A 14,766-nucleotide genomic window follows, 5' to 3' on the forward strand; every position below is an offset into this window, starting at 1 on the left:
GTTCCGCCGGGTGCCTGGTCACTCGCCGTCTTCGGTCAGCGCCGCCAGGATCGGGCAGTGCACCAGCGCACCGTGGCCAGGGCAGGCCTCGACCAGTTGCGACAGTGCCGCATGCATGCGCTGCAGTTCGTTCATGCGCTGCTCGATGTCGCGCAGGCGCGTCCGTGCGGTGTCACGCACGCTGCCCATGTCGTGCTGGTGCTGGTCGCTCAGTGCGAGCAGTTCAGCGATCTCCTCCAGGCTGAAACCCAGCGCCTTCGCACGGCGGATGAAACGCAGGCGACGCAGGTCCTGCTCGCCGAAGATGCGGTAGCCACCGGCCGAACGTGCCGCGGTGGGCAACAGCTGCTGGCGCTCGTAGTAGCGGACCGTATCGATCGGGACGCCGGCCCGGCGCGCCAGCTGACCAATGTTCATGGCGGAATTCCTCGGGTTTCCGGCCGCCATTCTGAACCCTTGAGTCTGGTCCAGGGTCAATGCGATGTGTGAGATACGCATCCAGTGCACTTTGCAACTTTCTTCATAGCCTCGCCGATGGAGCACTTTCTACCCTGCACCTGAACCGGTCATTCGCTGGCCAGAACCGAGGAGGTGCACCGTGGAGGGAATCAGGAGCGAGGGGTTCGTTGAAGTGGGGGTGGTCGAGTACCCCGGTGGCGACCCGTCGGCAGCATCGGTACTGGCTGAAATGGCACATGTGGCCAACCGCGTGGCGCAGCAGCAGCGGCGCCCGTTCAAGCGGGTGCTGGTGACCCGCTGGATCGTGCCGGCCAGCCGCAGCGGGGTACATCGCATCGCGGGCGCGGACATGCTGGACGCGGCCATTCCCGCGGTGATCGCGGTTCCGGGCCAGGTCAGTTCGACGGCCTCTCTTCGTACCGACGAAATCCTGCTCGATTGGCTCCGTGCGCACTACGACGGCGGCAGTCTGCTGGCGGCCGCGGCGGATGGGGTGAGCGTATTGGCCCGGGCCGGCCTGCTGGCGGGCCGGACCGTGTCGGGTCCGGATCTCAGCCGCCATCCTGGACTGGTGGCGCAGGCTGTCAGCTGGGTACCCAGCGAACGCGCACTGGTGGACGATGGTGATCTGCTGACCGTCGCAGGTGTGCAGGCATGGCGCTTTCTCGGCCTGCGACTGCTGCACCGGCTGTTCGGTCAGGGCGTGGCCAGCGCGGTGGCCACGCAGCTCGCGATCACCGTTCCGGAACCGATCCAGCAGGATCTGGAGCGCTTCAGCGCCAACTTCGCCCATGGGGACCGCGACGTGCTGAAGGCCCAGCGCTGGCTGCACACCACGGCGGCGCGCGGCGCCACGCTTGCTTCGATCTGCGAAGTGGCAGGGCTGGAGCCGCGCACTCTGCAGCGCCGCTTCCTCAGAGCGACCGGGTTGCGTCCGATCGAATACTGCCAGCGACTGCGGGTGGCCAAGGCGCAGACATTGCTGCAGCAGGGGGCGGGTATCGATGAGGTGGCCTGGGGGGTCGGCTATGCCGATCAGAGTGCGTTCCGGCGTCTGTTCCTGCGCATCGTCGGCATGACGCCGGCGAACTATCGACGTCACGTCAGCAACAAGCGCCGCGAACGCCCGCTGCTGCCCTCCGTGGCAGGGAGCCTGCGCGGATTGGCGCCGGCGCCGACGCCGGGCATTCAGATGGGGCGCAGCGCGGCTTGACGATTGACGGTCGGTCGTCGCGCTTGCATCGCAGGCGCGACGCTTCGACCATGCGGTCAGTCGATCGTTGAGTGGGTGGAATGATGTCCAGCGTTGGGCCGGTGCCGATGCCGGTCGTTCTGATTCTGATCTGTGTACTGATTGCGATGACGATCGCCCGGCTCTGGCCCGGTCGCCGCGCGCAGGGACCGCAGCCTTCGGCGGCCGGCATGGTGCTGGATATGCTGCTGGTGGGGCTGCTGTGTGGCCGCATCAGCTTCGTCGCCGTCAATGCGGCGCTGTATCGCGACTCGCCATGGAGCGTTCTGCAGATCACCGATGGCGGATACCACCTGGTCGTCGTGCTGATGGCTGCGTTGGCGTGGGGATTGTGGCGGCTGCGTGGACATCCCGCGCTGCGCCGGCCGGTACTGGCAGCAGCGCTGGCAGGTACGCTGCTGTGGGGCGCAGCCACTCACGGCGTGTCCGGGTGGCAGGCGCGGCATATGCCGCTGCCCAGGCTGGAGGTGATGGACCTGCAGGGCCGTGTCATCGATCTGCAGCAGTTCCGCGGGAAACCCGTGGTCGTGAATCTATGGGCAACGTGGTGTGGTCCGTGCCGACGTGAAATGCCCGTGCTGGCAGCCGCGCAGGACGCACATGACGATGTGCGGTTCGTGTTCCTCAATCAGGGAGAAAGTCTGGACGAGGTCCAGGGTTTCATTGCCGGCGAACGCCTGCAGCTGCGCAACGTGCTGCTGGATGACGATGCTGCCGCATCTGCGGCGCTCGGGGTGCAGGCGTATCCTTCCACCCTGTTCTTCGATGCTGACGGACGCCTGCAGGAGCTGCATCTGGGTGAACTGACCATGGCAGGGCTTGAACACAAACTGCGCCGGCTGCGGTAGCCTGCGCTGGCATCCCACTATGGAGTTCCCATGTCGTTGATTTCCCTGCGCACCGTTCCTGCGGTGCTGTTGCTGCCGGCCCTGCTGGCCTTGGCCGCCTGCAGCCAGGCGCAGACGCCACCGGGCAAGGCAGGAGCTGCGCCGGCAGCCGGTGCGCCGGCCTCCGCTGCCAAGGGGGATCGCCCGGCGGTCCTGAAGGGCATCGAGAAGCATGGTTTCGAGGTCGTCGCCGAGTTCGACGCACCGGGTGGGCTGCGCGGCTTTGCCGGCGTGGTCGGTGGCCAGCAGCCTGCCGCCGCTTATGTGACCGCGGACGGCAAGCACGTGGTGGTAGGCAGTCTGTTCGATGCCGAGGGTAACGATATCGCCGCTGATGCGGTGGAAAAGCTGGTGGCCGCGCCGATGTCGGCCAAGATGTGGAGCAAGCTGGACGCCAGTGCGTGGGTGCGGGATGGCAAGGCCGACGCACCGCGCGTGGTCTACACATTCAGTGATGCCAACTGCCCGTACTGCCACAAGTTCTGGGAGGCGGCACGCCCATGGGTGGATGCCGGCAAGGTGCAGCTGCGTCATGTGATGGTCGGTGTGATCCGCGAGGACAGCCCGGCCAAGGCGGCCGCGATTCTGGCCGCACGCGACCCCAGCGCGGCGCTGCTGGAGAACGAGCGCCAGTTCGACCGCGGTGGCATCAAGCCGCTACCGAACATCAGCCGCGAGATCGCGGGGAAGCTGGATGCCAACCAGGTCCTGATGATCGAGATGGGCTTCCAGGGTACGCCGGGGATCCTGTTCCAGGATGCGCAGGGCCAGGTGCAGCGTCGCTCCGGTCTTCCACAGGGTGCCGATCTGCAGACGGTGCTGGGTCCACGCTGAAAAGCGATCCTGCATGCAGGGTGTCATCGACAGGCCCGTACGGAAACGTGCGGGCCTGCTGCGTTTGCATGGCCACGACGACGTGAACGGCTGCGCAGTGCTTGTTCGCCGTCACGTCTGAATCGTGACTGAGATCAAGCATCGTGCCTTGATTCCAATCAAGGCCAAAAACGACGTGCGCACTAGCCTGTGACGCATGAAATACAGCGATATCGCTTCTGCACTGCTGCACACGCAGGGCTCTACCCAGAGCATGCCTGCATCGCAATTCACGACACTCTCACTCTGCGCTTGCTACCCAGACTGCTCCGGTCGCTGCCTCATCGGCGGTGCGAACCTGCCGGCGACCGTCTGTCTTAATCGCAGTATCCGTATTTCCAGCAACGGCGGAGCGAAGCCAGGACGGCGCACGCGTGCGGTCCGGCATCGCGTGGCGAGTGTTCGTGCACGGGGGATGCAATGCGCATGGCAGTACTGAGTCTTGCCTGCCTGGCCGCGCTGGCCGCTGCGCCGCTGCAGGCGCAGGCGGTTGCCGACGACGACGCGCAGGCGCTGCGCCGTGAGATTGCGGCGATGCGACAGGCCCTGGAAGGCATGCAGCAACGCCTGGACCAGCTCGAGCGGCATGATGCGGGCGTCGTGCCTGCTGCTACGCCTACGCCCGTGTCCCCAGCTCCGGCGACGACGGCCGCCACATTGCAGCCCACCCGCGTGCCCGGCGTGGCGCAACCGGTGCTGCCGGCGCGCGAATCAGTGGCGGACCCGTCGACGGCCGCCTCGCGTCCAGACAACGCTGCCAGCCCCACCGACGCGGATCTGAAAGGCTTCTTCGCCATCCCCGGAACCGACACGGTCATCCGCATCGGCGGCTATGCCAAGCTCGATGCCATCGCCGACTCGCGCCGGGCGGGGGACGAGGACCAGTTCATCCCTTCATCGATGCCGGTAGGGGACAGCCATCGCGATGTTTCCAACTTCAACATCCACGCCAAGCAGACGCGGTTCAGCTTCGAGGCGCGCCGGCCGACCACGCACGGCAACCTGCGCTTCTATCTGGAGAATGATTTCTTCGGCAGCAGCGATGGATACCAGTTCCGCCTGCGCCACGCCTATGGGCAGCTTGGCAATACCTATGCCGGTTATGGCTACTCCAGCTTCATGGATGCCGACAGCCTGCCCGATACGCTGGATTTCGCAGGCCCGGGAGGTGCTGGCTACCTGCTGGTGGCCGGCATCCACCACAGTTTCGCGCTGGGCAAGGGAAGCACGCTGACGATCGCCGCCGAAGACCCGGAGACGGAACTGGCCGGGGCCAGCGAGACGCTGGCGGCGGTGAACCGGCTGCCGGATGTCACGGTAACCGCGCGCATGGAGCGCGATTGGGGCCACCTGCAGATGGGTGCGGTGGCCCGCAGTCTGGCCTATGACGGCCAGGACCAGCGCGACCGGCGCATCGCCGGCGGCCTGCAGCTCAGCGGTTCTGCTTCCGTGGGCGCGCGCGACCTGCTGCTGTTCGGCGTGCTGGGCGGCCGCGGCCTGAGCCGCTACACCGCTGATCTGACCGGCTCCGGCCTGGATGCCGTGGTGGATGCGGACGGTCGCCTGGAGGCACTGGATCTGCACGGCGGCTTCGTCGGTTACACCCATTACTGGTCCGATCTGTGGCGCTCGAATCTGATTTTCGGACAGCTCACGCTGGAGCGGAACGCCGCTCTTGCCAGTGACGCGTTCCGGCAAAGCCGTTACGGCGTCTTCAACCTGATCTGGAGTCCCGCGCCCTCGTGGACGATGGGCATGGAGCTGCTTTACGGCCGCCTGCAGCAGCAGGACGGTGCACGCGGCGACACAGTAAGAGTGCAGGGCAGCCTGCAGTACAACTTCATCAAATAGGCGCCAGCGGAAGCACGCCAGCGCAGCCAACCCCCATGCCCGGCGCAACCGGGCTGATGCCGGTACAGGAGATTGTCATGGCAGAAGCAAAGAAGATCGGTGTGGTGGGAGCCACCTTCCTCGTCGCGGGCAACATGATGGGCTCAGGCGTATTCCTCTTGCCCTCCAGCCTGGCCAAGATCGGTACCGCCTCGATCTGGGGCTGGCTGATCACCACGGCGGGTGCGCTGCTGTTGGCGTTCGTGTTCGCCAAACTGGGCAAGCTGGCCCCGAAGGCCGGCGGCCCCTATGCCTATGCGCGCGACTGGTTCGGCCCCTACATGGGCTTCCAGACCAATACCATTTACTGGTTCGCCAACTGGATCGGCAATGTCGCCATCCCGATCGCGGCGGTGGGTTACTTCAGCTACTTCTTCCCGATCCTGTCCGAGCCGCTGGTGCGCTGCATCGCGGTCCTGGTGCTGGTGTGGGCGCTGAGTTTCGCCAACGTGATCGGTCCGGCCTTCGTCAGCCGCGTGCAGACCGTCACCACCAGCTTCGCGCTGGTGCCGATCCTGGGCATCGCCATCTTCGGCTGGTTCTTCTTCGATGCCGACATCTTCAAAGGGGCCTACAACGTCTCCGGTGAATCCAACTTCGGTGCGATCTCCAGTGCAGCCGCACTGACGCTGTGGGCGTTCATCGGCGTGGAGTCGGCGTCGGTGACCGCCGGCGTGGTCGAGAACCCTGAGAAGAATGTCGCGCGCGCTACGCTGGCCGGCGTGTTCCTTGCGGCCATCGCCTACATCGCCAGTTCGTCGGTGATCATGGGCATGGTCCCCAACGGTGAACTGCAGACTTCGGACGCGCCGTTCGCCTTGGCGGCGGCCAAGGCCGTGGGGGGGTGGGGCGGTGCGCTGGTCAGCCTGTGCGCGTTCATCGGTGCGGCCGGCTCGCTCGGTGGCTGGATCCTGCTGACCGCACAGAGCGCGAAGGCCGCATCGGATGATGGCCTGTTCCCGAGCATCTTCAGCAAAACCAACAAGGATGACGTGCCGGTCAAGGGCGTGCTGATCGTGGCGGTGCTGATGACGCTGGCCGTGCTGGTCACTTCCACCTCGGAAACGGCATCCGCGCAGTTCGATGTGATCACCTCGGCCGCGGTGGTGCTGACCCTGCTGCCCTACATCTATTCCTGCGTGGCCTGCTACTTCGTGGTCGAACGCTCGCACACCCTTGTGCATACCGGCGCGTTCTGGACCTTGACCAGCCTCACCGTCGTGTACTGCCTGTGGGCGATCTATGGCTCGTCGGGAACGATCGTGCAGTACGCCTTCCTGTTCGTCCTGTTCATCACCGTGTTCTATCCCTTCTTCAGCGAGGAGCGCCGCCAGCAGAGGCAGCGTGCCCGCGAGGCGGCGGCGATTTCTGCCGGCGCGCAGCATTCCTGATTCGGACAAGGAGAAACAACGTGTATTTCAAGTCATTGGACTATCCGGTCATAGTCATCGACGGTGATTACGACTCACCACGCATCGGCGGCATCCTGATCCGCGCTCTGGTGGAAGAGCTGCGCAGCAACGACCAGCGCGTGCTGTGCGGGTTGAACCTGGATGATGCCCGTGCAGGAGCACGCACCTATGTTGCGGCGTCAGCCGTGCTGATATCGATCGATGGAAGCGAGGAAGTCGATGGCGAGTTCCAGCGCCTCACCGCGTTCCTGCGCGAGCAGAGCGCGCGCCGCGCGAACCTGCCGGTCTTCCTGTACGGCGAACGCCGCACCATCGAGAAGGTACCGAGCAAGCTGCTCAAGTACATCCACGGCTTCATCTTCCTGTTCGAGGATACCAAGAACTTCATCTCCCGGCAGGTGATGCGGGCCGCTGAAGACTACATGCAGCACCTGCTGCCGCCGTTCTTCAAGGCACTGATCCATCATGCCGCCGAGTCGAACTACTCCTGGCATACGCCCGGCCACGCCGGTGGCGTGGCCTTCACCAAATCGCCGGTTGGCCGTGCATTCCACCAGTTCTATGGCGAGAACACGCTGCGCAGCGATCTGTCGATCTCGGTGCCGGAGCTGGGATCGCTGCTGGACCACACCGGGCCGATCAAGGACGCCGAGAACGAAGCGGCCCGCAACTTCGGCGCCGACCATACGTTCTTCGTGACCAATGGCACCTCCACGGCCAACAAGATCGTATGGCACGGCACGGTGGCGCGGGGCGATGTGGTGTTCGTCGACCGCAACTGCCACAAGTCGCTCCTGCATGCGCTGATCATGACGGGCGCGGTACCCGTGTACTTCACGCCCAGCCGCAACGCGCACGGCATCATCGGCCCGATCAGCCTGGACCAGTTCACTCCGGAATCGCTGCAGCAGCGCATCGCCGCGAACCCGCTGGCGAGCAAGGCATACACGGCGGGCTCCAAGCCGCGTATCGCAGTGGTCACCAACTCCACCTACGATGGCCTGTGCTACAACGCCGAGAAGATCGCCGACGAGATCGGCAGTGCGGTGGACTTTCTGCACTTCGATGAAGCCTGGTATGCCTACGCCGCATTCCATCCTTTCTACGAGAACCACTACGGCATGGCCAAGGGCAAGCCGCGCGAGCAGGATGCGATCATCTTCACCACGCACTCCACCCATAAGCTGCTTGCCGCGTTCTCGCAGGCCTCGATGATCCATGTGCGCAACTCGGCACAGCGCAATCTGGATGCCGAGCGTTTCAACGAATCGTTCATGATGCACACCTCCACCAGCCCGCACTACGGCGTGATCGCTGCCTGTGATGTCGCGTCGAAGATGATGGAGGGCGAGGCCGGTCGCTCGCTGGTGCAGGAGATGCACGACGAGGCGATCGCATTCCGGCGCGCCATGCTGCATGTGCGCGACGATCTCGGCCGTGATGATTGGTGGTTCAGCGTGTGGCAGCCGACCAAGGTCGAGCGCAGCCTTGACAAGGGCGACACGCCGGCGCCGATGGTGGCCAAGCGGGAGGAGTGGTACCTGCAGCCGGATGGGCACTGGCATGGTTTCGAGAATCTGGTGGACGACTATGTACTGATCGATCCCATCAAGGTGACCCTGCTGACCCCCGGCCTGTCGATGGATGGCGGAATGGGCCGGCTGGGCATTCCAGCGGCGGTGCTGAGCAAGTTCCTGTGGGGTCGTGGCATCACTGTGGAGAAGACCAACCTCTACTCGGTGCTGTTCCTGTTCTCGATGGGGATCACCAAGGGCAAGTGGAGCACGCTGGTCACCGAGCTGATGGCGTTCAAGGAGCTGTATGACCGCAACGCCCCCCTGAGCCAGGCGCTGCCGACGCTGGCGGCGGACTATCCCGTTGCCTACGCCGGCTGGGGACTGCGTGACCTCTGCGATGCGCTGCACGCCTTCAACCAGGAGTTCGCAGTGGCCCGGGTGATGCGCGAGATGTACGTGGACCTGCCGACGCCGGTGATGACCCCGGCCGATGCCTACAACCATCTGGTGAAGGGGGAAATCGAACGGGTGGACATCGAACAGCTCAGTGGCCGCATCGCGGCGACCATGCTGGTGCCGTACCCGCCCGGCATTCCCACCATCATGCCGGGCGAGCGCTTCGGTGCCAGCGATGAGCCCATCATCGAGTCGCTGCGCATCGCACGCGAGCAGAATGCGCGCTTCCCGGGCTTCGAGTCGGACGTGCACGGACTGATCATCGAGCACGACGGCGAGACCGTTTCGTACAAGGTGGAAGTGCTGAAGGCCTGAGCTACTCCGTGGTCCTCCGCACGCGTCGCGGTGCGGAGGACTGCCAAGGAGGGGGCCCGGTGCACCGTCGCGTTGATCCGGTTGCCGCATCTGGCAGTGGTTGGCCGAGATCGAAGCGGAGGCGCGGACCGTCTAGCGCAGGTAGTACTCCACGGGTACCACCAGTTCCTGCGGCGCCTTCATTTCGTCGGGAATGCGTGGCAGCGGCTGTGCGCGGCGGAAGGTCTGCAGCGCCGCGTCATCGAGCAGGGACTGGCCGCTGGACTGCTCCAGGCGCAGCGCCAGAAGGCGTCCGTCGCGGTCGATGCTGGCGCGGACCCAGCTGGTGCCCTGCTGGCGCCGCGATCTAGCGCTGGAGGGGTAGTAGCGGTATCGCTCCAGTCGTGCCATCAGCCGCGCTTCCCACTGGTCGCTGGCAGCGCCGGCCTGGACGTCCGCGGGTGGGGCGTCTGGAGCAGGCGGCGCGGCCGTGATCGATGCCGGTGCGGGACGGGCATCGGCCGCGGCCGCAGGTGGGGCGACCCGCGTGGGTTGCCGGCCGGCGCCAGCGATCTCGCTGGCGGCCAGTTCGCCTTCACGCGCGTGGGTCGGCGCGGGTGGCGGCGGCGATTTCCGTGGCTGCGCGGCGCGCGCCTGTTGCGCCTGGCTGGGCTGTTCGGCCTGGCGTTCCTCCACAGGCTGTGGCGGTGCAGCCGGCGCAAGCAGGCGCAGGCTGATGCGCACATCCTGCTCTGGCGGCGGCAGCGTAGGCGGGGCTGCCACCCAGTGCACGAGCAGCAGCAGCGGCAGCAGGTGGATCCCGACGGTGATCGCCATTGCCTGCCAGTGTTGCCTGCGTTCACTCATCTGCGATCACCCACAGCAGGTCGGCGTCGCTGGCGTCGATGGCTTCTTCCGCCGATGCCAGAGCGACCACCAGCGCAGGCGCGGATGCGGGCAGATAGCCCGGTACGCCGGTGCCGCGCAGCACATGCCAGCGGCCGGCAACCAGCAGCGCGGGTGTCTGTGCGGCCGCCAGTACCTGCGCCATACGCGAATCGCGGGCCTGCTGAACGGCCAGCATGCCTTCCAGCAGCGGTGCGGCGTCGGCGTGCTGGGCCAGCACTACGTTCGACAGGCGGTGGCGTGCGCCAGGCACGGGGAAGCGCGCCGGTGCCGACGAAGCGAGCAGCGCGTCGACCTCCGCACGCGAGAGGTTGCCACCGTGCAGGGCGATGCCTGCAGCGGCGGCATCCTGCACCAGTCCGCCATAGGCCGACCACGGCCAACGGGGGTCCCAGCCCAGCAGTTCCTGCAGGTGTTGCCCGTCGGCACGGTTGCCCTTGTCCAGCCAGCGCTGCACGCGCTTCAGGCGGGGCTGGCGTTCACTGCCGATCATCTCCAGGACCAGCGCACCCTGTGGTCGCTGCTGGTGCAGGGCCCGCAACAGCCAGCGTTCGGCGGCATGGTCGGCGGCGACGTCATGGCGTTCCCCCAGCAACAGGTGCCGGGCGGCGGCGACGCGCTGCACGAACGCCGCTTCCTGCAACGGCCGGCCGCTGGCCAGGTCGATCACCGTGCCGGGCATCGACTGGGCCTGCCCGGTCGCCAGCACGGCAAGCAGGCACAGCGGCAACCAGCGTCGGCTAGAACGCCACGTTGACGCCCATCGAGACGGTGCGGCCGCGGCCGTTGCCGCGGTCCAGGATCGGGCTGAAGATGCTGTCGATCGAGGCATTGTTGTCATAGGCTTTGTTTTGCAGGTTTTCGATGTTCAGCCATACGGTGGTGCTGGCCTGTGGCTTGAAGCTGGCGTAGAAGTCCAGCAGCACACCCGTGCCGCGGGTCTTGCGGGTCTGGAAGAAGTCGTAGCCTTCCTCAGTGGGGCCGGAGTATTCGGCGCGCACGCCGGCCTGCACGCGCTGCTGCCACCAGCGACCGCCGACGTCCAGCGTCCAGTAGCGGTCGGGAAGCGTGGTGATGTCTTCCAGGTTGACGAACTCGATGGTGGGCGCGCTGGTGTGTGATCGTGTCCAGCTCAGCGTCGCGTGATAGTGCTCGCTGGCGTAGTGGGCCTCCAGCTCGATGCCACGCATGCGCACCACGCCCGGGTCGTTCATCCAGCGGGTGGTGACGCTGAAGTCGTCCACATCCAGCGCATCGGTCCAGGCCGAAAGCTGCGGGTCGCTGTCGATCGGTACCACGACGGGCTCGATTTCCGGTGGATGCACGATCAGCAGGTACTGCGGCTTGATGTAGTCGCGAATGCGGTTGTCGAAGCGGGTTACCCGCAACTGGGCCAGGTCGCCGTCGCGCAGCAGCGAGTCGGTGCTGAGATTGGCGCCGAACTGCAGGTTGCGCGAGCGTTCGCGACGCAGGAATGGATTGGCGCCTACGCCATCGGCATCGCTCATGCCTTCCAGCGGAATCTTCTCGAAGAACATCTCCTGCACGCGTGGGGGCCGCGATGTCCGCGAGGCCTCGGCGTACAGCTGCAGCCAGTCGGTTGCCTGCAACGAAACCGAGAGGCTGGGACTGAGTGCATGTTGGCGGCGGCGGATGTCGATGCCCCCGCCGTTGATCCGGGTGCACTGGCCCGGCACATCCGAACAGGCCGGGATGTGCCCGCGGATGCCGTAGCGATCCTGGCGCAGCCCGGTGGTCAGTGCGTAGATGCCGTACTGCAGTTCGAGCGTACTGAACACGCTGTCCAGCTGGCTGCGCCCCTGCGGGTTGGCGCCGCGCAGGGTGGGCGTATCAGCAACGAAAATGTCCGACTGGTGCTTGAGGCCTGTGTTCCAGCGTGCCTGCAGCGAGCCGATCTCGAAGCGGCTGGTGTTGTCGATGTTCCAGCTGCTCAGGCTGCTGTGGGTACGCCGGCCGATGTAGCTGGACACTTCCACCGGCGGATAGAACAGCCGCGTCTTGTTGGCGGCGAAGCTGGCGCGCAGATCGATCCAGGGCGTGTAGGGCGTGTAGTGATAGCTGGCGCGCTGGTTGCGTGCCGAAATCTGCCACGGGTAGTTGTGATAGAAGTCGTTCTCGTAGCGCATGTGGCTCAGGTCCAGCCGGTGCAGCTCACTGGGTTGCAGGCGGGCCTTGAGCAGCCAGCTTCTGGGGTGCTGGCTGCCCGGGTCGGCGCTGTTCTTCTGCCCGTTGGCGGTCGCGTACTCGCTGCTGCGGCTGCTGCTGGCCGCCGCAAGCAGGCCGAACTGACGGTCACCGCCTTCCTCGCTGTGGCGCCAGGCGCCGGCGAAGGTGCGGCCACTGCCATAGCCGTTGTCGCCGTGCCGGTAGCCGGCGCGCAGGCCCCAGTCGCGGCTCTCACCCAGCAGGTCATCGATATCCAGCGTGCGGAAGTTGGCGGTACCGGCCAGGGTGCCAGCGCCATCGCCGCCAGCGACGGCACCGCGCTGCACATCCACCCCGGCCAGCAGGAATGGATCGACATAGGCGAACGGGCCCCCGGAGCCGTGCCCGGCGTTGTTGCGGAAGGTCTGGGTGACACCGTCGATCATCGTGTTGACGCGGCCGGCGCCGGTCATGCCGCGGATGTTGACCTGGAGGCCGGGCTGGCTGCGCGAGTGGAAGCTGTGCGTGCCGGGCATCGAGCGCAGCAGGCTGTTGCCCTCCTGGCGTTCGGCCATCGCCACGCGTTCACTGCCAACGACTGGCGCGAAGCCATCGCGGGTGGCGGGGACGTACTGGCTGGCGCCGGTGCCGGGCGCATGGCCCTGTGCAGGAGTGCCCTGCACGCGCAACGGACCGGTGCGGCGGCTGCCATCGCTGGACTCGGCAGGCGCCGGCTCGAGGGTGGCACGCCGTGCATCGATGAAGCGGGGCCGCAGGCCGGTGCCGGCCAACAATTGTGACAGCGCCTGCCTGTCGTCGAAGTTGCCGCGCAGGGCGGGCGCCATCTGGCGCTGGGGCAGCGCGCCACCGATCACCAGATCGATGCCGGTGAGCCGGCTGTAGGCATCCAGTGCGCCGGCCAGCGGCTGTGCAGGCAGGTCGTAGTGGCGGGTTGCGGTCTGTGCCTGGGCATGGCCGGACAGAAATGGAACCGGGCTGGCGCAGGCCAGCGACAAGGCCAGGACAAGGGGGCGGTGGGACAGCATCGAGGTCTCCAGGGAGTGACGCAGAGCGTCGTCAGCCTGGGAAGACGCACGGGCAGGGACGATGTCAGGGTGCATGGCCGGTGCCGTGCGTTGATGACAGCCACAGCTGCAGTCCGGGACCGATGCGCAGCACGCGGACCTGCAATTGCCGGGCGAGCTGGTCGCGGGTGCCGGTGGCGCCGGTGGCATTGCCCAGCACGGTGACCCGCTGCTGGCGCAGGCGCGCGCCCATGATCCAGGTGTGCCCACCGTCCCAGCGGTCCAGCCCCCGGGCGACATCCTCCAATGGTGCCGATACCCAGTGCAGGCGCCGCTCGCGCCAGGCGAGCACGCCTGCCGGTGCGGCCGACGGGGGGCCGGGTGTCTGGCCATCGAAGCGCAGTTGTTCGCCCTGGCTTGCCTCTCCGCTGCCGCTGCCGCTGTCCACCCGCACCTGGTGTTCGGTGACGGTCACCACGCTGCTGCCGTTCTGCACGGCGACATCGAATGCGGTGCCCAGCGCGGTGACCCTGCCATGCGGCGTGCGCACCTGGAACGGCCGGTCGGCATCGGCGGCAACCTGGAACCAGGCCTGTCCCTTCTTGAGCTGCAGCTGCCGGCGCTGCCCGTCGATGCGGACGCGCACCTCGCTGCCCGGAGAAAGCACGACGCGCGAACCGTCCTGCAAGGGTGTCTCGCGGATCTCGCCGACGGTGGTGCGCAGCACCAGTTCTGGCGGCGGTGCGTGCTGGCGGAGCGACAGGCCCAGCACGCACAGCAGCAGGGCGCCGATGCCCGCCTCGCGCAGGGCGCGCCGGCGGTGACGCTGCTGCTGGCGTTGCAGGCTGGGCAGGCCGGCACCGGCCTGCCACAGCTGCTGCAGGTGCAGGTACTGTGCTGCATGGCGCGGGTCTGCCTGATACCAGTGGGCGAACGCGCGCTCGTCGCGCGTACCGTCATGGCCGTCGAGCCACCAGCGTGCGGCTTCGCGTGCGATCGTGTCCTGGCTCATGGGCCGGGCACCTGTTGCAGCGCGACCAGCGCGCGCAGCAGGTGTCCATGCACGGTCTGCCGGCTGATGCCGAGCTGGCGACCGATTTCGGCCAAGGCCATCTGTTCGACCCGGGCCAGCAGGAACACCTGCCGCGAGCGCGGCGGCAGGGCGGCGATGATCGCGTCAAGGTGACGCAGTTGTTCGAGATCGAGCAGGCGTTGTTCCGGCAGGGGCGCCGGATCGGCGAGGGTGGTCAGAGAGGCTTCGTCCAGCGGGTCTTCCCGGCGGCGCTGGCGTTGCCGGTAATGGTCGGCGATCAGGTTGTGGGCGACGCGGTACAGGTAGGCGCGGCCATTGCTGAGCAGGCCACTGGCGGCGACCTTGACGACACGCAGCCAGGTCTCCTGGACGACGTCATCGGCATCGCTGCGTTGCGGGAGTTTGCGGCGGACGTGGGCGTGCAGCGGCCGGTAATGGGCGGCGCACAGATGCGCGACATCCGTCGGTTCGACAGGCGTGGACACGGGGCGGGCTACAACTGGGAAAGGGAACAGCCCGCGGCGGCAAGGGCAGCGCCTGCACCTTACAGTAAAAGAGAAGCATTTGCATCCATGGTGCCGGCGCATCGAAGGCGA

The 14,766-nt window shown here is 66.6% G+C and carries 12 protein-coding genes; 6 read left to right on the forward strand and 6 right to left on the reverse strand.

Features of this window, described 5'->3' with window-relative positions; translation table 11 throughout:
• Window positions 1–18: 18 nt before the first annotated feature.
• Entirely contained in the window at window positions 19–417 is a 399-nt protein-coding gene (locus ACVOMM_RS11975; RefSeq protein ID WP_065175310.1) for a heavy metal-responsive transcriptional regulator, read from the reverse strand.
• Between the two features lie 181 nt (window positions 418–598).
• Here ACVOMM_RS11975 and ACVOMM_RS11980 point away from each other — a divergent pair, with 181 nt between their 5' ends.
• From ACVOMM_RS11980 to ACVOMM_RS12005, 6 genes are all read left to right on the forward strand, one after another.
• Window positions 599–1,672: a GlxA family transcriptional regulator gene (locus ACVOMM_RS11980; protein ID WP_065182735.1), complete on the forward strand. Its 1,074-nt coding sequence runs from the start codon at window positions 599–601 to the stop codon at window positions 1,670–1,672.
• Between the two features lie 83 nt (window positions 1,673–1,755).
• Window positions 1,756–2,559 (forward strand): TlpA disulfide reductase family protein, encoded by an 804-nt coding sequence (locus ACVOMM_RS11985; protein WP_128990824.1) that lies wholly within the window; start codon window positions 1,756–1,758, stop codon window positions 2,557–2,559.
• Between the two features lie 30 nt (window positions 2,560–2,589).
• Window positions 2,590–3,432 carry a thiol:disulfide interchange protein DsbG gene (dsbG, locus tag ACVOMM_RS11990; protein ID WP_180876965.1) on the forward strand — a complete coding sequence of 281 codons (843 nt, stop codon included), beginning with the start codon at window positions 2,590–2,592 and terminating at the stop codon, window positions 3,430–3,432.
• Window positions 3,433–3,891: 459 nt separating this feature from the next.
• A complete protein-coding gene (locus tag ACVOMM_RS11995; RefSeq protein WP_180876966.1) occupies window positions 3,892–5,322 on the forward strand; it encodes a DcaP family trimeric outer membrane transporter in 1,431 nt (476 codons plus the stop codon).
• Window positions 5,323–5,399: 77 nt separating this feature from the next.
• On the forward strand, window positions 5,400–6,752 hold the full coding sequence (adiC, locus tag ACVOMM_RS12000) for an arginine/agmatine antiporter (RefSeq protein WP_053517667.1): 1,353 nt from the start codon (window positions 5,400–5,402) through the stop codon (window positions 6,750–6,752).
• A gap of 20 nt (window positions 6,753–6,772) precedes the next feature.
• Entirely contained in the window at window positions 6,773–9,061 is a 2,289-nt protein-coding gene (locus ACVOMM_RS12005; protein WP_065175308.1) for an Orn/Lys/Arg family decarboxylase, read from the forward strand.
• Window positions 9,062–9,193: 132 nt separating this feature from the next.
• Here the strand turns inward: ACVOMM_RS12005 and ACVOMM_RS12010 are convergent, their stop codons facing one another.
• The 5 genes from ACVOMM_RS12010 to ACVOMM_RS12030 form a co-directional block, all read right to left on the reverse strand.
• Window positions 9,194–9,907: an energy transducer TonB family protein gene (locus tag ACVOMM_RS12010; protein WP_180876968.1), complete on the reverse strand. Its 714-nt coding sequence runs from the start codon at window positions 9,905–9,907 to the stop codon at window positions 9,194–9,196.
• Entirely contained in the window at window positions 9,900–10,676 is a 777-nt protein-coding gene (locus ACVOMM_RS12015) for a ChaN family lipoprotein (RefSeq protein WP_481526289.1), read from the reverse strand. The genes ACVOMM_RS12010 and ACVOMM_RS12015 overlap by 8 nt, the downstream gene beginning before the upstream one ends.
• Window positions 10,677–10,686: 10 nt before the next feature.
• Window positions 10,687–13,158, reverse strand: a complete 2,472-nt coding sequence (locus tag ACVOMM_RS12020; RefSeq protein WP_481526290.1) for a TonB-dependent receptor — start codon at window positions 13,156–13,158, stop codon at window positions 10,687–10,689.
• 64 nt (window positions 13,159–13,222) lie between these two features.
• On the reverse strand, window positions 13,223–14,149 hold the full coding sequence (locus tag ACVOMM_RS12025) for a FecR family protein (protein ID WP_481526291.1): 927 nt from the start codon (window positions 14,147–14,149) through the stop codon (window positions 13,223–13,225).
• Window positions 14,146–14,655: an RNA polymerase sigma factor gene (locus ACVOMM_RS12030; RefSeq protein WP_053517659.1), complete on the reverse strand. Its 510-nt coding sequence runs from the start codon at window positions 14,653–14,655 to the stop codon at window positions 14,146–14,148. The genes ACVOMM_RS12025 and ACVOMM_RS12030 overlap by 4 nt, the downstream gene beginning before the upstream one ends.
• Between the last annotated feature and the right edge of the window lie 111 nt (window positions 14,656–14,766).

Source organism: Stenotrophomonas sp. STEN009 (assembly GCF_056760395.1).